Genomic DNA, 22,826 nt, shown 5'->3' on the forward strand with positions numbered 1-22,826 from the left:
ATCCTGGCAGCTTCCGGCTCACGCTTACCGGGTAAACGTATAAGAGCCTCCCGCTTCCCCTATGAAGAAAACGGAATCCAGGCCCGGGCCTTCGATCCGGCAAGGACCGGATACGGTACATGATACCACCGCTTCCGTAACGAGTCCATCGGCCCACGAGAAGTCGAGGGTATAGCCGCCTCTTGCCCGCAGCCCCTTCACACTGCCCTCGCTCCAGCTTGCAGGCAGCGCGGGCAGCAGTCTGATGCTATCCGTGTGACTCTGCAGCAGCATCTCGGCAATTCCCGCGGTGCCTCCGAAATTCCCGTCAATCTGGAACGGCGGATGGTTGTCGAACAGGTTAGGCAGGGTCGAATGCTCCAGCAATGCCCGTACATTCGTGTAGGCTTTGCTCTCGTCCTGTAGTCTGGCCCAGAAGTTAATGATCCAGGCCCGGCTCCAGCCGGTATGTCCGCCGCCGCTTGCGAGTCTGCGCTCCAGCGTAGTCCGGGCTGCTGCAGCCAGCTCCGGCGTATGCTCCACCGTGAATGCGTCCCCGGGGTACAAAGCAAACAGATGGGAGATATGGCGGTGTCCCGGCTCCACCTCTTCGTAATCCTCCATCCACTCCTGAATCTGGCCGTATTTCCCGATTTGCGGTCCAGGCAGCCGGTCCAGCGCAGAGCGCAGTTCTTCGCGGAATGCCTCGTCCCGGCCGATAATCTCGGCACTGCGGACGACGGCCTTGAACAAAGCTTCAATGATCTGGAAGTCCATGGAGGCTCCGGCGCACAGCACGCCCGATTCTCCGCCAGGCAGCTGATACGTATTCTCCGGCGAGACAGACGGGCAGGTAATCAGCCGGCCAGCCTCATCCTCTATCAGGTAATCCAGCAGGAACTGCGCAGCTTCCTTCATGGTATCGTACGCCTGCGCCAGATAATAACGGTCCTGGCTGAACTGGTAATGCTCCCACAGATGCAGGCATAGCCAGGCCGCACCCAGCGGCCAAAAGGACGCCGGGAGATAGGTATCCTGCGGAGCTGTATCTGCCCAGATGTCCGTATTGTGATGCGCCGTAAAGCCTCCGCAATCGTACATCACCCTAGCCGTCACCCGTCCCGGCTCCCGCATCCGTTCAATCAAATCGAACAGTGGCTCATGGCATTCCGCAAGATTACAGATTTCAGCAGGCCAGTAATTCATTTGCGCGTTGATATTGATGGTGAATTTGCTGTCCCAGGCCGGGGTGAAGCTGTCATTCCAGATTCCTTGCAGATTCGCAGGCAGGGAACCTGGACGGCTGGAGGAGATCAGCAAATAACGGCCATACTGGAAATAGGTTGTGATCAGCCCGTGATCCTCCTCCCCCTGCTGAAACCGCTTCAGCCGTTCGCCGGTCGGCAGCCCGTGTAGCTGCGGGTTCTCAGGGAGCGTCAGCGCAACCCGCCCGTACAAGCTGCGGTAATCCGCAATATGACGGGCCAGCAGCTCTTCATAGGGAACCCGGCTCAGTTCTTCAAGCTGCATCTTGGCATGCAGCGCCGGATCGGGATGACGGAATGTGGTTCCTGCGGCAAGCAGCAGCGTAACCGAGCTTGCCCCCTCCACAAGCAAATATTCTCCGATATTGCGGCAGGTGCCGTCTTCCGTAACTGCCTTCAATACGGCAGCGAAGGAGCTGCCTCCGCGGCCGCCGCATTCTCCGCCCATCACCAGTCCGCTGTTCTGCCACTTCTCCGTCTTCTCCAGCATTCTCCAGTTCTGGCGGTTGAACCTGGCCTTCAGGGAGATTGCGTTCTTCCGGTCGGAGGTCAACCGAACCACTATGGCCTGATCCGGGAAGCTCGCAAACAGCTCACGGGTATACCGGACCCCGCCGGTTGAATAGCTCACCCGGGATACGCCGCGCTCCAAATCAAGCTCCCGTCTATAATCCGCAGCCGGCTGCTCATGCCCGCTGAACGACAGCAGCAGCTCGCCCAGCGGCAGATAATGGCGCTGCGCTTCCGGCAGTCCCGTCATCGTCATCGCGGCGAGTTCCTCCGCCTCCTTCAGCTTCCCCTCAAGGATCAGCTTGCGGAGCTTGGGCAGATGAGGCAGCGCGTCTTCGTTGTTGCGGTCACGCGGACCTCCGTACCATACGGAATCCTCATTGAGCTGCAGCTTCTCCTCGGCTGCCCTGCCGAAGATCATCGCTCCGAGCCGCCCGTTGCCGATCGGCAGCGCCTCATTCCATTCCTGCGCCGGTTCACTGTACCATAACCGCTGGCTCTGTTCCTTGCTAGTCATCGCTATTCCGCTCCTTCGTATTTAATCGAGCTCTACCAGTGCCTTAATTACCTTAGACTCCGGATTCAGCCAGCTCTCGAACTGGCCGGTCATATCTTCGAATGAGCAGCGGTGGGAAATATAGCTGTCCACCTCAATATAACCGTCAGTAATGGCCCGAATCACCTGTTCAAAATCCTCCCGGGTCGCATTTCTGCTCCCCTGCACGGTCATTTCCCGCGCATGGAAATCCGGATCACTAAAGGTTATATCTCCTTTGACCAAGCCGACATAAGTCAACGTTCCTCCATGCCCAACCAGGCCAAAAGCACCCTCCATCGAGGAGATATTGCCGGTGGAATCAATGACATATGGCAGGAAGTTGCCTTCTGTCAGCCCGGATAGCTGCTCCTTCGGTTCGCGCAAGGCGCTCACTGTATGCTCCGCCTGCGCCCAGCCCTTGCAGAATTCCAGGCGTTCATCGTTGACATCCATCGCAATCACCTGCGCACCGGCATATCTGGCCATCGCCATCACACCCAGTCCGATAGGTCCGGCTCCGATAACCAGCACTTGATCACCTGATCCCAGACCCGAACGCCGCACGGCATGCGCCCCGATAGCCAGGGGCTCCAGCATGGCCGCCTGATCCAGCGTCAGTCCGTCTGTCTTCAATAGATTGCCTACAGGCAAGCTCACCCGCTCACGCATTCCGCCGTCCAAATGAACGCCGAACACTCTCATTTTCTGACAGCAGTTCGTTGTGCCGCTCAGACAGGCCCGGCACTCTCCGCAATGCAGATAAGGAATCACACTTACCTGATCACCGGCCCGCAGCCCTTGCGGATTGTCGCCAATGCGCTCAACCGTCCCGGACAGCTCATGCCCAAGCACACGCGGATAAGTGAAATAAGGCTGATTGCCCCGGTAGGCGTGCAGGTCTGTGCCGCAGATTCCGATCCGCCGGATGCTTACAATGGCTTCTCCGTCCTGAAGCTCCGGTTCGGGCAGATCTTCCCGGTATACGAGCTTCCCGATCTCCTCACAAATAATTCCCTTCATTATAATAAATCTCCGTTCCGGCCTTGCATCACGTTCCACTCCGGCTGGCCGCTCGGCCAGGTTGCCCCGTCGATAGGCTTCAGAATGCCCCGTACCTCTGCCAGTAATTGTTCATCCATCGGCTCATCCGTCCATTTAATATTGTTGCGGATATTCTCCGGTGTCGCGGTGCTTACGAGCGTTGTCGGAATCTGTTCATTCGCTGTAGAGAACTGGACCGCCAGCTTGGCGATGTCCTCTCCGTTGTCCCGGCAATATTCAGCGGCGCGCTGACACGCGGCCTGGATCTCTGCACTCGCCGGATGCCAGTCTGGCACTTTACGGTTGCTGAGCAGGCCCATGGAGATAGGCGAGGCATTAATTAGTCCCGTGCCGCGGCTCTCCAGCAGCGGAAGGAGCTGAAGCAGCGCGGTGTCATTCAGCGAATAGTGGCAGTAGGATAGGATTACATCCAGAGCGGTCCGCGACAACACGGTCTCGAAGATAGGAAGGGGCAGGCCGGTCACGCCGGAATAACGGATTTTACCGGATTGCTTCAACTCCTCAAGCGCTGGAATTCCCTCTTCCATTACCTGTTCCAGAGAGCCGAATTCAATATCATGCAGCAGCAAAATATCCAAATAGTCCGTCCCCAGACGGCCCATACTCTCTTCGGCGCTGCGGATAATCCGCTCTCTGGAGAAATCAAACTCATCCTGGCCGTAACGTCCGGCTTTCGTACTCAGGATGTAGCGGTCCCGCGGTACAGTCTGCAGCGATTCTCCCAGAACAGTCTCCGCTTTCGTCAGGCCGTAATAGGGAGAGACGTCGATGAGGTTGATCCCCATATCAAGCGCCGTATGAACCGTGCGGATTCCTTCTTCCTTGGGAACATCCCGGAATACGCTTCCCAGCGACGATGCCCCGTAGCTTAATACGGAGACTTCCAGCCCTGTATTCCCCAGCTTTCTGTATTTCATAGCGTTCTACCTCCTGTAGTTTGATATTGCACTTAAGATTTGAACTTGTAGCATCATCGTCACTGCGGTGAACATTTGGACTTCCGGCCGCTTCTGTGCTTTTTGTTTATTTCTTTAGTGCTTCTTACTATAGTGAATTCAACTTGTAAAATCTCACAGCATTCGCTCCAAAGACCGGCTCCATCTCTTCCGGTGACAGCCGCTCCTGCAGTGCCGTGCGCAAGATCTGAAGCACCTCATCATAGGTTGCCGCCATCAGACACACGGGCCAATCGCTGCCGAACATCACCCGCTCCGGTCCGAACAGCTCCAGCACCGCATGGATATAAGCCGTGAAATCCTCCTGTGTCCAGCCCTCTGGACCGGCTTCCGTTACCATCCCGGACAGCTTGCAGCAGATACCGGGGTGCTTCGCAATCTCCGCCATCCGGCTTCGCCATGGTTCTAATTGGCCCGCTGCAATCGGGGGCTTGGCCAAATGGTCGATGACCCCTCTTAGACCCGGAACCCGATCCAGCAGCCCTATGAGCTGCGGAAGCTGATCTGCCAGAACCAGCAGGTCCACGGGGACATCCTCGTCCGCAAGAAATGTGAGCGCTTCTATATATGGACGGGTCAAAAGCAGGCCGGGGTCCTCCATCTCCTGGATCATCACGCGTAGACCGGTGAACTTCCGGTGCCTGCAAAGCTGCTGATACTGTTCCTTGAAGGAAGGACTCGCAAGGTCCAGCCAGCCAATCACACCGGCTATGGAATCCGCCTGCTCGCTGAGTCCCAGAATGTATTCCGTCTCCTCCACGGTCGGCGCAGCCTGTACCACAATCGAGTGGCTAATCCCGTGCTTGTGCAAATGCGGTTCAAGGTCAGCGGGCAGATAATCCCGGAACAGCACCGGAATATCCGGTGTAATCCATCCGTAATCGTCCCTGTCTATCTTCCAGTAATGCTGATGAGCATCAATATACATCTCAGCACCTCCATTCCACCTTATTTTAAACATCCGATAAAGGAATAAAAATAGCTTAAACAAACAAATTTATACCTTATTTTGATATGATAAGGATAAGAATTCATAGCCTTAGCTAAGGAGGCCGCGTCATGGAACCGATCCGCAAGCATTTCGACAATGAATTGCCGTTCTCTCTGCTTCTGGACTACAAGGAGACCAAAAGCCCGCAGCGCGAGCTGCCCGACCATCAGCACGACTGGTACGAATTCATATACGTATACGGCGGCAAAGGCACCTTTTTCATCGATCAGACCTTTTATGAAATGCGCCAGGGGGATGTTATCGTCGTTCCCGGAAACACGGTGCACCGGGGATTCCCCGACAAGGAGGAGCCGGTGACCTCTTCTGCCGTATTTTTCAGCCCGGGTCTTGTTCTTAACCATACCTACAGCGAATCTTATGCTTATCTGAAGCTGTTTGACGCGGCCAAGAAGAATAAGCAGTACAAGTACACCCTATCTCCTGAACACGCCGGAATCTTACAAAACGATATCGATGTCATCCACGGCGAACGGGAGCAGAGCCGTCCGGACGGCGGACAAGCCCTGACGCTGCTGCTCCATCTCACGCTGCTTCACTTGAACCGCTACTGCCTCCCGCAGGCTGCCGAGCCGGTAACCTCAAGCGCCTTGCTGCCGGACTGGTTCCGTGAGGCACTCAGCTATATCAACGACCACCTGGATCAGCCGCTGGAGCTGTCCGCATTGGCGGGGCGGGCGGCGATCTCTCCGGCCCATTTCAGCCGTGTCTTCAAGCAGCGTCTGGGGATGAATGTGACGGATTACATCGCGACCAAACGGATTTTTGCCGCTAAGGACAGCCTGCTGCAATCAAGCTATACCATCGAGCAGATCGCTATGGCCTGCGGCTTCGAGAGCATGCCCCATTTCTACCGTACATTCAAAAAGATCACGAAAGTGACGCCGGCCGCCTACCGGAGAAACAGCAGAACGCATTGAGGGCTTCAAAGTCAAAGGTTCAGGTCTGCTTCCCGGACGGTTACAGCTTCACCCTCATAATTTACAATACAGCTTCCGGCCTGTCCGGCGATCTCTACAGTAAATTGTCTGACCGCCTGCATACCGGCATAATCTCCTGCCCGCTTCCCAATCGTCAAGCTACGGGCCGCTTCGCTCCAGGTCATCAAGATCATGGAATAGGAGCCGTGCTCATAATTGTAGTTATCCCCTTCATCTTCATACAGGGTGAAGGAGACATCCTTGCCGCCGTATACCTTGAGGCTAATCACAGCATCCGGCTGTTCATCCGTATATTGAATCTCCGGGCCAAGCGGAACAATCGAGCCGGCGCGGACGAAGAGCGGAAGTGTCTCCAGACCGGCCTTGGCTTCAATCATCTGACCGCCCTCTATCCGTTCATCGCTCCAGTAATCGTACCATTCCCCGGCAGGCAGATAGACACTGCGCAGCTTGCGGACTCCCTCAAGCTCAAGGGAACCGGGACCGTAATACATTGCCTCCGTTACGGGAGCTGCCATGAAGGCCGGACCGAACATGAACTGGTCGCTGATCGAATGGACCTGCACATCTTCCCGGTAGTCGAAGGCAAGCGCACGGAACAGGGTATAGCTGCGGTGTGCGACGGCTCCGGCCAGTGAGTAGATGTATGGCATCAGCCTATAACGGAGCTTCAGATATTTCACAAGCGTATCGTACATAGGCTCTCCCTCTTCTCCGAACTGCCACACCTCTCTTGGCGTATCCGTCCCATGGGAACGGAACATTGGCAGGAAGGCCCCTAGCTGGAACCAGCGGATGTACAGCTCACGGTATCCGAGATCGGCAACCCCTTCGTCATAATCCCCGTTCGAGAACCACTGCTCCTTCTGCTTCTTCACGAAAAAAGCGCCGATATCCAGTGTCCAATACGGAGAACCTGTCAGGCAGAAGTTAAGGCCGTCAGCAATCTGCTTCCTCAGCGTCTCCCAATTGGCCGCGATATCCCCTGACCATGTAACCGTGCCGTACCGGTGCTGCCCCGCAAAGGCGGAGCGTGTCAGATTAACCACCCGTTTCTCTGAGGTTGCTGCACGCTGGCCTTCATAGATGCCTTTGGAATGCTGCATGGAATAGGCATTGATCAGCCCCGGATCGAGATAACGTTTGGATTCCGAGGTGTTGATCAGCAGGCGCTGCTCCGGTTCCGGCTTCACCGCACCCTTCCAGTCCGCCTCAAACGGCTCGGTGCAATCGCACCACCAGGCATCGACTCCGTGGGAGAACAGCCCGTCATTCGCCTGCTTCCAGTACAGTTCGCGCGCCTCCTCCCGGAATGCGTCATAAGTAGCCTGATTCCCGAGCAGGAAGCCGCTTTCCTTCATCTCCTCATGGTTGGCTCCGCCCGCGCCCATAATCGGCCAGATGGATACCATGAGCTTGGCATTCATGGCGTGCAGGCTGTTCATCATCTGCGAGGGATCAGGGAAACGTTCGGGATCGAAGGTCTTTTGCCCCCACAGATTCCCCGTCCAGGACTGCCAGTCAAGCACAATACAATCGAGGGGAAGCGACCGCTCACGGTACTCCTGCACGGTGGCAATGAGTTCTGCCTGGGAGATGTACCTTTCCTTGGACTGTACATAACCGAAGGACCACTTGGGAAGCATCGGCGCATCCCCTGTCAGGTAACGGATTCCCCCGGTAATCTGATCGAACTCCGGCCCGTAAATGAAATAATAATCCATTTCTTCATCCGCATCACTCCAGAGATAGGAGCCAAAGGCATCATCATGGAAGGTCATGTACGATCCCGAATCTACCAGAATCCCGTAACCGCGCGTAGATACAAGCACCGGAACAACCGCTTTCATATTCTGCTGATACAAGTATTGCTGCCGGCCCCGGAGGTTCATCATTCCTTCCTCATGGGAGCCAAGTCCATACAGGGCTTCACCTTCCTGCCATTCAAATTCCAGCTTCGTATGAAAAGCCTCTCTGTCCAGCCTGCGGTTGATCCCTTCGGCGCGTGCGCGCAAACCATCGGCTCCCTGGCCAGTCTCAACCGTATCTGCCGAAGCATCGAAGACCGTATGATAGACCTCTGTCCGCTCCAGGGTTTTGCCGCCTCTGGACGGCTCCCGTGTCAGCAGCCTGCCATCCGCATCCCAATAACTGAACGCGCAGGTTAACTTGTCCACCTTAATCTTAAGAAGCACTGTCGAAATTTCCAGATGGCCGGAGTGTTCCTCAACCGTCCACTCTACACTCTCCGCCTCCGGGCGGCTCACTACCATAAGACTCTCTTTCCCGCTTAGCTCCGCATTCAGGGTATACCGGATTCTGGCAATGCCTGGCGTATACATGGCGATATGCATAATCCCCTCTGTAGTCTCCAGCCTTACGCCATCTGTACCGGAGTGTGTAGCGATCAGATTCACAATAGTTCCACCCTTCATTATGACTTCCTTTGATTATAATGATATTATTATTAATATCCGTTATCTAGCATATATTTGTGCTTTATAAGCACAATATTGCGATTCGCAGGAGGTAATCATGTACGAACACCGTTACCGTGAGAACAAGCTGCATGGTCAGCCTGAATTCCCGCTTCATATCTACCGGGTGGAGCATCAGGCCCGCGTTCATTCGATTCTACCCGTGCATTGGCATAACGAGATGGAGATCATTTATCTGGCGGAAGGCCGGGCTACCTTCCAAGTCGAGAGCCGGGAATTCACCATTCAGGCAGGCGATGCCCTGATCGTTCACCCGGGGGAACTTCATTCGGGCATGGACACCGTCTCAGGCGGCACCTGTTATTACTCCATCGTGTTCAAATGCTCCTGGCTCTCTTCACCGTATCCGGACCGGGTGCAGGCGTTGTTCCTGGACCCTCTATTGCAGGGGACAACCCGGCTGCCCGCCTTGTTATCTGCTGCAGATGATACCCATACTCCATTGCTCTATCTGATAAAAGAGCTGCTGAACCGCTATGAGCATCAGTCTGCGGCGTATGAACTGAGCTTGAAGGCTCACCTGCTGCTGTTCATTGCAGACAGCCATCAATACAGGCTCACCGGACAGAATCCGGATCCGGAACCCCGCCACAGGCGCGAATACAACCGGCAAATCAGGGAAGTGCTGAGCTATATGGAGCAGCATTCCCGTGACAGGCTGGAGCTGGATCAGCTTGCCTCCGTTGTATCGCTTAGCCGCTCGCATTTCTGCAAGTTTTTCAAAGCCCAGACCGGCATGCGCCCAATGGAGTATTTGAACTATATCCGCATCAGCCAGGCGGCCAGTCTGCTCCGCAGCGGATCATACAACGTGCTGGAGGCTGCACTGGAGTCAGGCTATCAGCATGTCAGCTACTTCTCGAAGTGGTTCAGGCATTATATGAACATGACGCCTTCAGACTACAAGGCCCGTTATTCTTCCGGGGTGTAGCGGTAGTGCGCTTAGCCTAGCTACCTTCATAGCGGCTCGCTCCCTGCTTCCTGCTCACAGCTTGCAGCAACAAAAAGCAGCACCCGGGAACTTCCAAGTGCTGCTTGTGCATCAAGCCATATTCAGCATATTCTCCGGGTTATTCCAGCGTAAACGAAGCAAGCTGGGCGCCGCCGTTGCCGGTGTACGTGAAATACAGCGCCTGAACGCCGTCCGGAATCGCCACTTCCGCAGTGTATTCTTTCCAGACATTCGTGAACCCTACCGGGATACGTCCGAGTGCCGGGCCGTCCCAGGCCGCTTTCACCTCGAACTCGCCGTGGCAATAACCGCGCACCTTAATGGAGACCCGGGTAACCCCTTCACACTTGAAATATTTAAATCCGGCGGTAGCAGAATCGGTCATATTGGCAATATAGCCGGTCTCTTCATCGCCATCCCTGCCGTCCTGGGTAATCTTCGGGAACCGGCTGTCCATCCAGGCACCAATCGGGCCGAAGCCTCCGGTGTACATCTCCTGATCCTTGCAGAACAAATGGCAGGCCAGATAGGCCGGATATTCGCCGCTTCCTTGGAGCGGGCCTCCGTTCGGACCGCAGGAGGTCATCTCCACCTGGGGGATCGTGCCGTCTGCGCGGAATTCAATCCGCTCAATGCAGCCCTGGCGGGAGAATGCTGTCCCGTTGGTATGGCGGTGGTAGAAGATATACCATTCTCCATTAACCTCTACGATACTGCCGTGGTTATTGCCGCCATAATACATCGGCTGGTCCGCAGGCTTATACGTATCAATATGCAGGTCGCAATTGCTTACAATGACTCCCTGATAGACGAAATCCCGGGTCGGATGCTTACTGGTCGCATAACACAGCTCATGCATCGAGATCGAAGAATAGATCAGGTAGTAGATATCCCCTCTTTTGCGGATAGACGGGGCCTCGAAGAACTCATAGCCTTCAAATCCTGTCCCCCCGCTGTAAGGCTGACTCGGCGCTACGAACACAGGCTCCTCAATAATCGTAAGCATATCGGGACCCAGCACGGTAGCCATGGCGCCGTGTCTGGACTTGTCCCCGTATCCGCAGAAGCCGGTGTACAGGTAGGTGGTGTCTCCTTCGGTCAATACCCCCGGATCAAACTGCGGCTCGTCGCCTTCCCGTTCGCCCAGACGCGTACCGTCACCGTAGGTTACATAGCCGTAGAATTCATATTTGCCGCCCGGCTTGCCGCAGACAGCCACCGATACGACAGGAACCTTGTCCAGTACATAGTAGAGATAATACCGTCCGTCCGGCCCCTTCGTCACATCCGGTGCATAGAGGCACATGCTGCCTTCCGGGTTCAGCGGGTCATCCGTAGTCCGGTAGATCACACCTTCATACTGCCAATCGGCCAGATTGTCCTCAGGAGCAGACCAGCAGGCATAGTCGTTCAGACAGAAGGCGTGTCCGTTAAACCGGTCATGTGAGCCATACACATACACTCTGCCTTCAAATACATAAGGTTCAGCATCCGGAATGTATTCACAGGATGGCAGATACGGATTGAATCCCTGTTGTTGCGTCATTTCTGTTGTCCCCCTAGTTGTTCGTTATATACCTGGATATGTCGGGCTACGCCAGCACCGTCACCTGTATGTCCCTATCCCTTTCAGTATAGAGAAGCCGCTTTAGCGAAGTCCATGACATATAGACACCTAAGATTGATCTATCCTTAGATGATTGGACGCGGCCGGACTCACCTATAAATTTCAAGGAAAACGCTTTAATTTCTATACTGCCGGTTATGTTATACTTTGGGCAAAATGCTATCCATTGGAGGATTGTTATGAATTTTTTCACAGAAGGCTCCTTTTATACGGGAAAATACAGAAACCTGTTCCTTGAGAACGGCCTGTCGCCAGAGGCCATTGCTCAGAGGCTTGAAGATACGTGGAACGAGCTTTTCTACGGCGCTCCCGGGGTCCGAATCTACCATCCTATGGGTGACGATAAGGGATATATCGTAGATACCGGCAATACCGATGTGCGTACCGAAGGCATGTCCTACGGGATGATGATGGCGGTTCAAATGGATAAAAAGGAGGAATTCGACCGGCTCTGGAAGTTCGCCAAGGTCTATATGCAGCATACGGAAGGCCGTTACAAGGATTATTTTGCCTGGCACTGCAAGCTGGACGGCACGCGGCTGTCTCCCGGTCCGGCGCCGGACGGTGAAGAGTTCTTCGCCATGGCGCTGTTCTTTGCATCGGCGCGCTGGGGCGACGGCCCCGAGCCGTTCAACTATTCCGGGCAGGCCAGAATCATTCTCCGCGCCTGTGTACACAAAGGCGAAGACGGAGAAGGCGATCCCATGTGGGACCCTGCAACCCGGCTGATTAAGTTCATTCCCGAGACCCCCTTCAGCGACCCTTCCTACCATTTGCCGCATTTCTATGATTTATTCGCTCTGCAGGCAGATGAAGCGGACCGGGCATTCTGGAGGGATGCGGCAGCCCAAAGCAGAGCCTATCTGCATAAGGCCTGCCATCCCGAAACCGGCCTGTCGCCGGAATACGCCAATTATGACGGGACTCCGGCTGAACCCCAGCCGCACGGTGACTTCCGCCACTTCTTCAGCGATGCATACCGGGTCGCCGCCAACATCGGGCTGGACTATGAATGGTTCCGCTGTGACCCTTGGCAGGTGGAGCAGTCTAACCGGATTCAGGCGTTCTTCCGTGACACCAAGCCTGAGGATTACCGGCGTTATACCATTGACGGGCAGCCGTTTGACGAGCTTTCCCTGCATCCGGTCGGCCTGCTGGCTACACTGGGTATGGCCTCGCTTGCAGCCGATGGACCGGATGCCGGGCCTTTCGTCAAGCTGTTCTGGCATACGCCGCTTCGTACAGGGGAGCGCCGGTATTACGACAACTGCCTGTACTTCTTCACTATGCTGGCGCTGAGCGGAAACTACCGGATTTATAGATAGACAGGGAACCCGCTCCTGACAGGGGCGGGTTCTTGTATTTGCTATGCTAGTACGCCATGTCTGCCTGGAGGAGAACGCGATGGCCCTTATACACTATGTTGAGTGTAATACTTCACACGCCGGTAATTTTGTTATTGATGTTCCCGAAGGCTCTCATTGGCTGCTTGTTATTACCAAGACTCCAGCAGAGTTCTGGGTACATGGCGGACTTAAGCTCTATCCCGCTCACAATGTAATCCTCTATCGTCCACAGCAAAAAGTCTATTACCGGGCCAGCGCCGGTCAATTCGTCAATGACTGGATCCGCTTCGAATCCGATGAACCTTATATCACGGAATCTCCGCTTCCTTTTGGTGTGCCCTTTGCGTTAAGTGACCCTGACTACTGCCAAAAGCTGCTTGAGCTGATGGTCAGCGAACACAATTTCAACCGGAATTGCAAAGAATCCTCCATCGATTATCTGCTCCGGACCTTATTCAACAAACTGTGGGAATCCTATTTCCAGGATAATATTACACCTCAATATTACAAATTGCTGAAGCTGCGCACGGCTATTCAGAGCAACCCCGGGGATTACTGGACCGTTTCAAAAATGGCTGATTTTCTCCTCATTAGCCCGGGCTATCTTCAGAATATTTACAAAAAAACATTCGGAATCTCCTGCATGGATGATGTCATCAGCAGCCGGATCCGTATGGCGAAGGAATACCTCATTCACAATGCCCAGAGCATTGCCGATGTGGCTTCAAGGTGCGGATATCAGAATGTGGAACACTTCTGCCGGCAATTCAAGCAAATGACCGGGCATACACCGAGAAATTTCCAGAAGCAGGCTAAACGCTAGAATTGGAGCTCTTCAATCAAACCGGTTTATTCGCGGTTCCTGAAATATTGCTGAACAAGGAAATTCATCATGGCCTCCGGTTGTTGTCGGGAAAACTCCGCCTTGTCTGCAAACAGCATCCCGTACGGCGCGTCCGGGGTATACGGTTCCCACCGGGGTAATTCCGCTCCTGTGGAGTCTGGGCCGTTCGGGTCACCGGAACGGATGAAATGGGCCCAATAATTGCACATCTGCCGGGCCAAATCATAATGCTTGCCGGTAAAAGGCCTCCAGCATTTGGCGAGCGTCTCGAAGAAGAACCAGAGATCCACAGAGTGGAAGGTGCCGGGATTATCCCAGCCCGGTATTTCAGCATCGAAATTATAATAGTAAAGCGGAGTTTCGCTGCCGGTGTCGGCATTGGCCCGCGCAGCAATGCGAATCGCATATTCTATTCCGCTAACCGAAGCTCTCTGTCTGGCTTCCTCTATTGGAACGGTCTGATCTCCGCAAAGCTCGAGGAATGTACCGGCATCCTCACCGAACATGTCTGCGGCCAGCTTCTTGAGCTCGTCGAATGTCCCGGCGTCCGGGGTACTAAAGAACTCCGAGGAGGTATGACCCAGCATTACCGGTACCTTCAAGCGCTTGTTCTGAAGAAACAATTCGAACGGGTTGCCTGTCTGGAATCTCTGGTCAGCAACCGTGCCCCAGAATCCCCCGTACTCTACGGCCTTGTCCCGAAGATAGACCGCATCCAGCTGCCGGGCTTCTGCAAGTGAGGATACGCCCAGGTAATTGAAGAACCGGGTACCGTCATGCTCAGCCTCATGCAGATCACTGCGGTGAGGAGGCAGCAGGGTTCCCGGATACAGCTTTGTGAAAATCCCGCTTTCAACAATCGCCCTCTGAAATAGACCTTCGTTCTGTGGTGAAGTGAGCTGGCTCATGACACTCCCGCCGCCGGCTGACTGTCCGCCGATGGTGATATTGTCCGGATCGCCTCCGAATGCCGCAATATTGCGCTTCACCCAGCGGGTCGCTGCCTGTTGATCGAGGTTGCCAAAGTTGGCGGGCGCCTCCGGCGCTTCCGCTGTTATTTCCGGATGGCAAAGAAATCCGAAGGCATTCAGGCGGTAGTTGATTGTCACTACCACTATGCCTCTGCGTGCAATACGTTCACCGTCAAATTCCATCTCAGCCGGATGGCCTACCTGCAGGCCTCCGCCAAAATACCATACGTATACGGGGAGCTTCTCGTCCGGAAGTTTAGCTGGTGTCCATACGTTCAGGTACAGACAATCCTCGCTCATTGCGATGTCCGGTTCTACGGCCCATTCGCGGGTATAGATGTTATTATCATCCAGCTCTTGCCTCACCTGCATGGAGACCGCTGCGAACTGGTAAGCATGCAGCACACCCTCCCAGTCTGCAGCCGGCTGCGGCGCCCGCCAGCGGTTGTCGCCTATAGGCGGAGCAGCGAAGGGTATCCCCTTGAAGCTTGTAATCCGGGGATCGGCTGCCGGCAGTCCCTGGACTGTCCCGTTTTCGACTTTTACTATTCTAAGCATGTTACCGGCTCCTTTGTGAAGATGAATTCGTTTTCATTAACTTATACTTGAAATTCTAATTTACCGCCCCATCTAAAACAATGATCTAAGCCAAATCATATTTGATGTATTCTAACATTCGAGTGAATCAGAGTTTATGGCTCCACAAAAAAATCCCCCAACGGGTAAGCCGGCGCGTAAGAACATCTTACAGATGTCTTCGTGCGTTTGGCTTCCGTGAGGAGATTTTGCTGAGGAAGTGGTTATTCCGGAAATCCGCCGCTTAAAAAGATATTCGATCTGCCAGCCGGGACAGCAGCGGCAGCCGTCTTCCCCGCAGCAGCGTGTAGACCGGAGCGATAATTAGAACGGCAAGAAGAATGTAAACCAGATAGTATCCGGCATAGAAAGTGATATAATTGATGCCCGGTATGAAATACAACAGCGGCAGTACGAATTTTATAAGGGTAAAAACAACAATGAGTGTAAGAATCACCTTCAAATGATCCTGCAAATATGTATTCGTGATGAATAAATAAATAACACTGAGAATGACAAAGAAGTAGGACAACTTCAGATACGGACCCACCAGCATTGTATATTCATAACCGCCAGACTTGGAATAAATATTGTACAGAACTGGTACCGCCGCCAGAATATAGAGCATAATCATACCTAGCTTAGCGGTTACCACTGGGCCGGAATCATGGTTACTGCCGGAAGACAATTTGACGCTCTCCTGCTCCGTCTTCCCGGCCGGTTCTTCAGGTTCTGCCGGCGGCAGTTTAACCAGAAACAATACCGTCAGCACGCTGACAACCACTGTATAGATCAGATTGGTTGGCCGTAGAATCTGCGACGGGTGCAGGCATAGCTGGTACAGAATAGATATCAGCTCCACGGACAGAAACATCAGCACCAGACTATGCCTTCTCCCAAACCATATCACGCATACAACTGCAGCTATGGCTGCTACTATCGATATTAAGCCAGCCATACTACCGCTAGAACTTTGGTTGTTGTCGATATAAGCGATAAAGCTATAAAACCGGTTACTGAAAAGAGTGAACAGAAGCTGCAAACCAAATAATACATACACTATCGCATTGAGCTTACCCGGGCGAACGCCGCCTGTTTCCAAAGTCATCTTCCCTTTCAAATATAAGGATATACGACCTTTATTCTCTACTCCAGACGATTTCTCCTGCTTTATTGATCAGACATGCGGATTGTTCATTGTTGATATTTGTGAACCCTTTGCCTGCTCCGGCTTTGAAATCCCGTACCTCTGAGAAAGCAGGCTTTACGATCACATCACCTGCCACATTTTTGAAGCCGTACCCGCCGTCCTTATAAGAAATCATGCCATCGCCATAACCATTAATTTGCTCGGCACCCGGAATAGCAATAATATTCCCATTAGCATCAACAAGCCGCTGCTTGTAATCGTGTTCGCCCCCGCTCAGCGTCAGCACAATATAACCGTCATGGAACTGCCCTACGAACCCATTACCAGTACTGAATTCAGGCTTCAGAATCAACTTTCCTTTGGTATCGAGGAGACCGCTTTTGCCGTTCAATGCCGCGGTAGCAACGCCTTCGGAGAACGAACTCGCAGAGTCATAGATTGGCTTGATTGCCCAATTCCCTTTATTGTCGATAAAGCCGGTCCGGATGACGCTTTTACCGCCGCTTGTGGTACGTACAGTAACGAGCGCCAGACCATTCGAGAACGACTCGCTATTCTGCAGCCCGGATACGCCTGGTATAACTATTTTTCCACTGTGGTCGATGTAAAAGGTTTTGCCTCCGGCTACCTTCGCGAGCCCATCCGAGAAATCATACACACGGCTGTAGATTGCCGGAATGACGATCTTGCCTGCACGGTTCATAAAGCCCATTTTCACTGAAAAGCCGCCGCTTCCCGTCTTGACCATATCCTTGAACCAGGCCAGCCCCTCATAGAACTGTCCCACTTGATAATGCGGCGTATCTAACACCAGTTCTCCTGCCCGGTTCATGAAACCAGCCGTATAGGCGGATGTCTTCACCGGAAGCAGTTCTTCATAACCAAAGTCATACACCGGAGTATTGGAAGTCCGTAGTTGCTCCTGCCCCTGATTATTAACAAATACCGTTTTGCCCTTATCCATGAAGTTGAACCAATACTTCTGCTCCAGCTGCTCCTGGGCATCGCCTGACACGGGACGAAGCTGAATCAGATTTGTCCCGGGAACTGTAGAGTGTCCTTGACCGCCCATGGCTCCTGCCAGCGCCAGATCAATAAACCATGCACCGTTGTAGTTGCGGGGAATCTGCGCCATCAGCTGCGTTTTCGAACCGCCGTCATAATCGAGCAAAGCTGTTTTGGTGCCCAGCCGGACTACGGCTCTGTGCCCTTCCGCATTCTTAAGCACAATTTCCTTATTGCTTACGGACACAAAGGTATAGCCAAACCGCTCCGCTATCGGGCGCAGGGGCACCATAACCACTCCGTCAATCTCAATTGGCCCCTCCGGAAAAAATAAATGCTCGCCCTGGTCAAACACCTCCCAGCGGTCCGCATGGGCATATGCGCTGCCAAGCCCGAAGAAAGCGGCCAGCGCGAACAAACCCGCTGCCAAAACTGCCGCCAGCCGGTGATTCTGAATAAACGAACGATGTGAGTACATAGAATAAATCCCCCTGTGAAATGCTCCGAATGGATGATACTGGAATCTATTCTTTTAGACGCGAGTATTGTGAATTAGTTGCTGAGCTGCAATACTCCGGATTAGCCTACCCTCTATGCACCTGTGACTGGCGGAGGATAACCTGCTCCCGGTTCGGGCCGACAGATACCGTCGTAATCCCCACTCCCAGTTCTGATTCTATATAATCGATATAATCTCTTGCGGCTTCCGGTAAGCCTTCCAGCTTTGTAATCTGCGATATATCGCATTTCCAGCCCGGAAACTGTTTATATACGGGTTTGGCCAGGCTTAACTTATCCTGGTAAGGGAATTCGTCTACGACTTCCCCCCCGATCTCGTATCCCACACATACCGGAATCTCATCTAAATAACCCAGGACATCCAGGTTTGTAAGCGCTACGCTGGTTGCTCCCTGGATTCTGCAGCCATATCGCGTCGCGACCGCATCAAACCAGCCTACTCTCCTAGGCCGTCCTGTTACCGCTCCGTACTCACCGGCATCTCCACCCCGGCTTCGAAGCTCATCGCCTTTGCTGTCTTCCATTTCCACAACGAATGGCCCTGCACCGACGCAACTGGAATAAGCCTTTGTTACCGCTACGATCTTCTCAATCGAATACGGCGGAAGCCCGGCCCCTACTGAAGCATATCCGGCAAGTGTAGAGGATGAAGTCGTGAAAGGATATATCCCATGGTCAGGATCTCTAAGCGCCCCAAGCTGTCCTTCCAGCAGAATCCCTTCTCCATTCCGATAGGCATTATGCAACAACGCTGTTGTATCGCACAGGTAAGGAGCGATAGCCTCTGCCTGCTCGCTTAACTTGGCTAACCACTCCTCTACCTGAATCGTTGACTGTCCATAAAGATGCCGGAGCAGTATATTTTTACTCTCCAACAGATTTTCCAAACGTTCACGAAGATAAGCCTTGTTGAATAAGCCGGAGATTTGAATTCCAAGCTTTGCATATTTATCGGAATAGAACGGGGCAATCCCGCGTTTCGTCGAACCGAAGCTGCGGCCTCCTAACCGGTTCTCTTCGAGCTCGTCCAGCAACCGGTGCACTGGCAGTACAATTTGGGCTCTCTCCGATATTCGTAATTGAGGGGCCGGGACTCCTCTAACGGTTAATGATTCCAGTTCATGCAGCAGCACTTCGATATCCACAGCCACTCCGGGGCCGATAACATTCACCACATTGGAATAGAAAACCCCGGAAGGAAGCATCCGCAGCGCGAATTTCCCGAAAGGATTAATTATCGTATGTCCTGCATTGCTTCCGCCTTGATATCTCACCACATAAGATGAAGCAGCTGCCATCATGTCCGTCACCTTCCCCTTGCCCTCATCTCCCCAATTTGCACCCACGATTGCTGTTACTGTCATATTCATAGCCTCCAATCCTAATTTGCTTACAAAACTAATGATAATCTAAGCAAAGTATATTAGAATAATGCATATTAGTAATACTAGGTATAAAGAGAGGTAATATGAATGTCTATCAATTTGGAATGGTACCGAGTCTTTTATTGGATTGCCAGAACTGGCAGCTTATCGCGGGCAGCAGAGCATCTTCATATCACTCAACCGGCTGTCAGCCATACCATTAAACAGCTGGAGAACTCCCTTGGTGGACAGTTGTTCTTCCGCACTGCTAAAGGAGTCATCTTGACCAAGGAAGGCGAGGTACTGTTTCATTACCTGGAGCAGGCTTTCAATTTCGTAGATATCGGAGAAAAGGCCCTTGCAGAGATGAATAACTTGAACAGCGGAGAAATCGCAATCGGGGCAAGTGACACGTTGTGCAAATATTTCCTGTTACCGTATCTGGAGCAGTTTCATGCCCTGCACCCCCGGATCAGAATCCGGGTCACTAACCGGACGACACCAGAGACAATAACGCTGCTTAAGGAAGGAAAAATCGACTTCGGTATAGTCAGTCTGCCTGCCTCTGACAAACAGGTCGAATTCTACGAGAGCCAACCGATCCAGGACAGTCTTGTCGGGGGAAAGGACTTTCAGAATTTGGCGGCAGAAGGCCCGCTTGCCATCGAAGCCCTCCATCACTATCCTCTGCTGATCCTGGAGCCGGGAAGCAGCACAAGACGTTATCTGGATCATTATGCCGCTTCATGTGGAGTAAAGCTGGAGCCTGAATTCGAGCTGGGAAGCGTGGATCTTCTCGTGCAATTCGCCAGCAGCGGATTTGGTCTTGCTTTTGTCGTGCGGAATTACATCACCGAGGAGCTGAAGTCCGGTAAGCTCTTTGAAATCCCTTTGAAGCCACCGATTCCTGAACGGCGGATCGGGATTGCGACGCTGCGGGGAGTCCCTCTATCTTCGGCGACCCGGGCTTTCTTAGAGCTATTACCTAGAATGACCTGAATACGTTCAGGCAAATCGGGTAGGCAATCATAATCCAATCTTCCACTCCGTGTCTCCCTTTGTTACGCAGGAAATTACATTAAATTTGTATGATTATAATTTTCATATCTTCAATTAATGCCAAAAGCTGTCGATATACATTTGACACCTATTTTTGCGCAGCATATTGAGGAGTGGGAAACATGAAAGACACACAGAGAAACCTGTTGGGGAGCATGAAGTTGACGATTCGCATGAAATTATTGATGGGATTTCTGGTTGTGGTTGCACTGCTCGCCTTCGTAAGCACCTATGCCTTAAATCAGATCTATGTAATGTCCGAAACCTCCGAGGAAATCGATCAGGAGTGGATGCCGAGCGTCAGCTTACTTGGCATGATGAATGGTGACATTTCAGATGTGGAGCGGCTGGCTCTTGCCGTCATCGTTGAGACGGATCTGAGTGAAATTGCGAAGATGAATGAAGCTTTGGAGCAGCTCAAAGTCAAAATTGAGGATGAGCGCAAACAGCTGTTTACCCTCATTGAGGGCAGTGACGAAGCGATGGTAATGTATGATGCCTTCAGCACCAACTATGATGCCTATATGGCGAAAATGCCTGCCTTTATCGAATTTGGGTTAGCTAACAACTTTGAGGATGCCAGCAGGCTGCATACAGAGGCTTACCCGTTATGGTATACAGCCAATGACACACTCGCTCAGTTAATTGCCATGGGCAGTGATTTATCGGGACAGGCTACAAAAGATTCACTGTCAGAGGCCAATCGTGCATTCATTATCATTTTGGCGGTGACGATTATTTCCTTCCTGATTGCCTTATTTATAGCCTTCTTCATTGCAGCCATGATATCAAGACCCATTCAGAAAATGAATGCTTCGGCGTTGCTTATAGCGAACGGGGATCTAACCGGTGAAACCATCACACTTAAAAACAAGGATGAGCTCGGTACATTGGCTGCCTCCTTCAATACCATGACTGGTAACTTGCGGGCGATGATTCAATCCGTCTCCATGACTTCCGAGCAGGTAGCCGCTTCTTCGGAAGAATTGCTGGCGAGTGCAGAGCAAAATACGAAAGCCTCCGAGCAAATCTCCGAAACCGTCGAGGAACTAGCCTCTGGTACTTCTAATCAGGTGAAGATGGTGAATAATTCTTCACAGGCAATGAGCGAGATGGCCGATGGTTCGGAGCAGATCGCCCTCCTTGCCCAGAGCGTATCCGTACTCGCTGTAGATGCCGCCAATCAATCGGCTGAAGGCAACAAGGTTATCCGGCAGGCAGTGGACCAAATGGGCTCCGTCCGTACTTCCATATCCTCACTGACCGAGCTGGTTACCGGTCTGGGGGAACGCTCTGCTGAGATTGGCAGTATTACCGGGGTAATTAATACTATCGCAAGTCAGACCAATCTGCTCGCATTGAATGCGGCTATCGAGGCTGCGCGTGCAGGGGAACACGGCCGGGGCTTCGCTGTTGTAGCCGGAGAAGTACGTAAACTAGCCGAGGAATCCTCGAAATCCGCGCAAAAAATTACCGATCTTGTCCAGCTGATTCAGAATGATACGAACCATGCAATCCTGGCTGTGAAGGTAAACAGCAATGAAACCGAAGCCGGAATTGAGATTGTTACAGCGGCTGGAGAAGCATTCGAGCATATCTATGAAGCCGTGAACAGGGTCGCTGATGACATTCAGGGAGTAACTGCCGGTTCAGAAGAAATGTCAGCCAGCGCAGATGAAGTGGTCGGATATATAAGCCAGATCTCCAGCATTGCCGGGGAAGCATCCGGCGGGGTTCATAATGTATCTGCTGCAACCGAGGAACAGCTCGCTTCCATGGAAGAGATTGCAGCGTCGGCAGAATTCCTCTCTAAGATGGCAGAAGAATTGCAGGGACAGATCAACAAATTTAAAGTGTAGATAGTCACCATCAAATACTGCTCGTATGGAAAAGAGTCAGAATAAACAATATACTAGCTATACAGTTATTTGTTGAGGTGAATATCCAATGGATGAAATCGATGAATCAAAACAACTTGTATTACAAATCGGCAGTGCCTTGAAAAGGTACAGAAAAGAAAAAAACATGAGTCTGGAGGATTTAGCAGAATCAACGGGCGTAAGCAAACTTACTCTGGGTAATATCGAACGCGGAGAGACCAATCCGACTCTGGCGATGATATGGAAAATTTCAAAGGGCATCTCATTACCGCTGTTGGCTTTGTTCAAATCAGAGGACCCCGTCAGCTTGTACCGGGCAGGCGAAGGGCTCCGGTTTTCGAATGACAATAAGAATTGGAGCATAGAGCCCGTCTTCAAAAATGCCAGCAACGATATTGAAATGTGCCGGGCTTATTTAAACCCTAATAGTTCGTACCATCCTGAAGGTCATCATGTAAATACAACTGAAATTGCAACAGTAATGACGGGTTCTATTGAAATTCAGGTCAATGGAGAGCGTTACACCTTGAATCAATATGATACAATCAGTTTTCGTGCAGATAGTCCTCACTCTTATACCAATAATACGAATAGCGAAACAGTACTCCATATAGCCTTGAAATATGGTTTCTAAAATTCAAAGCCCCACTACAATATGCAACTCTGTATTCCATTTATATATGGGAACGCAGCGTTGCATTTTTGTTTTTAACGAATGTAATAATTTTAAATATTCAGGAATTAAATTCCTTAAAATCGTTAATTATAAAATACT

At 52.3% G+C, this 22,826-nt stretch carries 17 protein-coding genes; 7 read left to right on the forward strand and 10 right to left on the reverse strand.

Features of this window, described 5'->3' with window-relative positions:
- Positions 1–24: 24 nt before the first annotated feature.
- From NYE33_RS27730 to NYE33_RS27745, 4 genes are all read right to left on the reverse strand, one after another.
- Complete coding sequence (locus NYE33_RS27730; protein WP_341068446.1) at positions 25–2,271, reverse strand: glycoside hydrolase family 95 protein; 2,247 nt, start codon at positions 2,269–2,271, stop codon at positions 25–27.
- A 21-nt stretch (positions 2,272–2,292) separates the two neighbouring features.
- On the reverse strand, positions 2,293–3,312 hold the full coding sequence (locus NYE33_RS27735) for a zinc-binding alcohol dehydrogenase family protein (protein WP_341068448.1): 1,020 nt from the start codon (positions 3,310–3,312) through the stop codon (positions 2,293–2,295).
- Positions 3,312–4,271 carry an aldo/keto reductase gene (locus tag NYE33_RS27740; RefSeq protein ID WP_042135900.1) on the reverse strand — a complete coding sequence of 320 codons (960 nt, stop codon included), beginning with the start codon at positions 4,269–4,271 and terminating at the stop codon, positions 3,312–3,314. Before NYE33_RS27740 ends, NYE33_RS27735 begins: the two co-directional genes overlap by 1 nt.
- 127 nt (positions 4,272–4,398) lie before the next feature.
- Positions 4,399–5,238 carry an amidohydrolase family protein gene (locus tag NYE33_RS27745; protein WP_340946728.1) on the reverse strand — a complete coding sequence of 280 codons (840 nt, stop codon included), beginning with the start codon at positions 5,236–5,238 and terminating at the stop codon, positions 4,399–4,401.
- A 131-nt stretch (positions 5,239–5,369) separates the two neighbouring features.
- Between NYE33_RS27745 and NYE33_RS27750 the strand changes: the two genes are divergently transcribed.
- Positions 5,370–6,239: an AraC family transcriptional regulator gene (locus NYE33_RS27750; protein ID WP_341068450.1), complete on the forward strand. Its 870-nt coding sequence runs from the start codon at positions 5,370–5,372 to the stop codon at positions 6,237–6,239.
- Positions 6,240–6,250: 11 nt separating this feature from the next.
- Here NYE33_RS27750 and NYE33_RS27755 read toward each other — a convergent pair whose 3' ends face one another.
- Positions 6,251–8,695, reverse strand: a complete 2,445-nt coding sequence (locus NYE33_RS27755; RefSeq protein ID WP_042135894.1) for a glycoside hydrolase family 31 protein — start codon at positions 8,693–8,695, stop codon at positions 6,251–6,253.
- A 100-nt stretch (positions 8,696–8,795) separates the two neighbouring features.
- On the opposite strand from NYE33_RS27755, the gene NYE33_RS27760 reads away from it, so the two are divergent.
- Complete coding sequence (locus tag NYE33_RS27760; RefSeq protein ID WP_341068453.1) at positions 8,796–9,689, forward strand: helix-turn-helix transcriptional regulator; 894 nt, start codon at positions 8,796–8,798, stop codon at positions 9,687–9,689.
- A gap of 139 nt (positions 9,690–9,828) precedes the next feature.
- On the opposite strand, the gene NYE33_RS27765 is transcribed toward NYE33_RS27760, so the two are convergent.
- On the reverse strand, positions 9,829–11,256 hold the full coding sequence (locus tag NYE33_RS27765; protein WP_341068454.1) for a family 43 glycosylhydrolase: 1,428 nt from the start codon (positions 11,254–11,256) through the stop codon (positions 9,829–9,831).
- A gap of 260 nt (positions 11,257–11,516) precedes the next feature.
- Here NYE33_RS27765 and NYE33_RS27770 point away from each other — a divergent pair, with 260 nt between their 5' ends.
- Entirely contained in the window at positions 11,517–12,662 is a 1,146-nt protein-coding gene (locus tag NYE33_RS27770) for a glycosyl hydrolase family 8 (protein WP_341068456.1), read from the forward strand.
- 79 nt (positions 12,663–12,741) lie between these two features.
- A complete protein-coding gene (locus NYE33_RS27775; RefSeq protein WP_340946737.1) occupies positions 12,742–13,506 on the forward strand; it encodes a helix-turn-helix transcriptional regulator in 765 nt (254 codons plus the stop codon).
- Positions 13,507–13,532: 26 nt separating this feature from the next.
- On the opposite strand, the gene NYE33_RS27780 is transcribed toward NYE33_RS27775, so the two are convergent.
- The 4 genes from NYE33_RS27780 to NYE33_RS27795 all read right to left on the reverse strand — a co-directional run bounded on the left by NYE33_RS27780 (position 13,533) and on the right by NYE33_RS27795 (position 19,112).
- Positions 13,533–15,056: a carboxylesterase/lipase family protein gene (locus NYE33_RS27780; protein ID WP_042135886.1), complete on the reverse strand. Its 1,524-nt coding sequence runs from the start codon at positions 15,054–15,056 to the stop codon at positions 13,533–13,535.
- A 262-nt stretch (positions 15,057–15,318) separates the two neighbouring features.
- A complete protein-coding gene (locus NYE33_RS27785) occupies positions 15,319–15,954 on the reverse strand; it encodes a hypothetical protein (RefSeq protein ID WP_341068459.1) in 636 nt (211 codons plus the stop codon).
- 259 nt (positions 15,955–16,213) lie between these two features.
- Positions 16,214–17,707, reverse strand: coding sequence for a WG repeat-containing protein (locus tag NYE33_RS27790; RefSeq protein ID WP_341068461.1), 1,494 nt, complete (start codon positions 17,705–17,707; stop codon positions 16,214–16,216).
- Between the two features lie 106 nt (positions 17,708–17,813).
- Positions 17,814–19,112: an adenylosuccinate synthase gene (locus NYE33_RS27795; RefSeq protein ID WP_341068463.1), complete on the reverse strand. Its 1,299-nt coding sequence runs from the start codon at positions 19,110–19,112 to the stop codon at positions 17,814–17,816.
- Positions 19,113–19,220: 108 nt separating this feature from the next.
- On the opposite strand from NYE33_RS27795, the gene NYE33_RS27800 reads away from it, so the two are divergent.
- From NYE33_RS27800 to NYE33_RS27810, 3 genes are all read left to right on the forward strand, one after another.
- Complete coding sequence (locus tag NYE33_RS27800; RefSeq protein WP_336103247.1) at positions 19,221–20,111, forward strand: LysR family transcriptional regulator; 891 nt, start codon at positions 19,221–19,223, stop codon at positions 20,109–20,111.
- 215 nt (positions 20,112–20,326) lie between these two features.
- Positions 20,327–22,030 carry a methyl-accepting chemotaxis protein gene (locus NYE33_RS27805; RefSeq protein ID WP_340841698.1) on the forward strand — a complete coding sequence of 568 codons (1,704 nt, stop codon included), beginning with the start codon at positions 20,327–20,329 and terminating at the stop codon, positions 22,028–22,030.
- An 88-nt stretch (positions 22,031–22,118) separates the two neighbouring features.
- Positions 22,119–22,685 carry a helix-turn-helix domain-containing protein gene (locus NYE33_RS27810; protein WP_042135880.1) on the forward strand — a complete coding sequence of 189 codons (567 nt, stop codon included), beginning with the start codon at positions 22,119–22,121 and terminating at the stop codon, positions 22,683–22,685.
- The last annotated feature ends 141 nt before the right edge of the window (positions 22,686–22,826 follow it).

Source organism: Paenibacillus sp. FSL R10-2199 (assembly GCF_038000235.1).
Lineage (GTDB): Bacteria > Bacillota > Bacilli > Paenibacillales > Paenibacillaceae > Paenibacillus_AQ > Paenibacillus_AQ phytohabitans.

What these genes read in the sequence shown, in the direction of transcription:
- NYE33_RS27745 (WP_340946728.1), bottom strand. Translation starts at nt 5,238, where the DNA reads ATGTATATTGATGCTCATCAGCATTACTGGAAGATAGACAGGGACGAT.
- NYE33_RS27740 (WP_042135900.1), bottom strand. Translation starts at nt 4,271, where the DNA reads ATGAAATACAGAAAGCTGGGGAATACAGGGCTGGAAGTCTCCGTATTA.
- NYE33_RS27750 (WP_341068450.1), top strand. Translation starts at nt 5,370, where the DNA reads ATGGAACCGATCCGCAAGCATTTCGACAATGAATTGCCGTTCTCTCTG.
- NYE33_RS27770 (WP_341068456.1), top strand. Translation starts at nt 11,517, where the DNA reads ATGAATTTTTTCACAGAAGGCTCCTTTTATACGGGAAAATACAGAAAC.
- NYE33_RS27730 (WP_341068446.1), bottom strand. Translation starts at nt 2,271, where the DNA reads ATGACTAGCAAGGAACAGAGCCAGCGGTTATGGTACAGTGAACCGGCG.
- NYE33_RS27800 (WP_336103247.1), top strand. Translation starts at nt 19,221, where the DNA reads ATGTCTATCAATTTGGAATGGTACCGAGTCTTTTATTGGATTGCCAGA.
- NYE33_RS27780 (WP_042135886.1), bottom strand. Translation starts at nt 15,056, where the DNA reads ATGCTTAGAATAGTAAAAGTCGAAAACGGGACAGTCCAGGGACTGCCG.
- NYE33_RS27805 (WP_340841698.1), top strand. Translation starts at nt 20,327, where the DNA reads ATGAAGTTGACGATTCGCATGAAATTATTGATGGGATTTCTGGTTGTG.
- NYE33_RS27755 (WP_042135894.1), bottom strand. Translation starts at nt 8,695, where the DNA reads ATGAAGGGTGGAACTATTGTGAATCTGATCGCTACACACTCCGGTACA.
- NYE33_RS27760 (WP_341068453.1), top strand. Translation starts at nt 8,796, where the DNA reads ATGTACGAACACCGTTACCGTGAGAACAAGCTGCATGGTCAGCCTGAA.
- NYE33_RS27735 (WP_341068448.1), bottom strand. Translation starts at nt 3,312, where the DNA reads ATGAAGGGAATTATTTGTGAGGAGATCGGGAAGCTCGTATACCGGGAA.
- NYE33_RS27790 (WP_341068461.1), bottom strand. Translation starts at nt 17,707, where the DNA reads ATGTACTCACATCGTTCGTTTATTCAGAATCACCGGCTGGCGGCAGTT.
- NYE33_RS27810 (WP_042135880.1), top strand. Translation starts at nt 22,119, where the DNA reads ATGGATGAAATCGATGAATCAAAACAACTTGTATTACAAATCGGCAGT.
- NYE33_RS27775 (WP_340946737.1), top strand. Translation starts at nt 12,742, where the DNA reads ATGGCCCTTATACACTATGTTGAGTGTAATACTTCACACGCCGGTAAT.
- NYE33_RS27795 (WP_341068463.1), bottom strand. Translation starts at nt 19,112, where the DNA reads ATGACAGTAACAGCAATCGTGGGTGCAAATTGGGGAGATGAGGGCAAG.
- NYE33_RS27765 (WP_341068454.1), bottom strand. Translation starts at nt 11,256, where the DNA reads ATGACGCAACAACAGGGATTCAATCCGTATCTGCCATCCTGTGAATAC.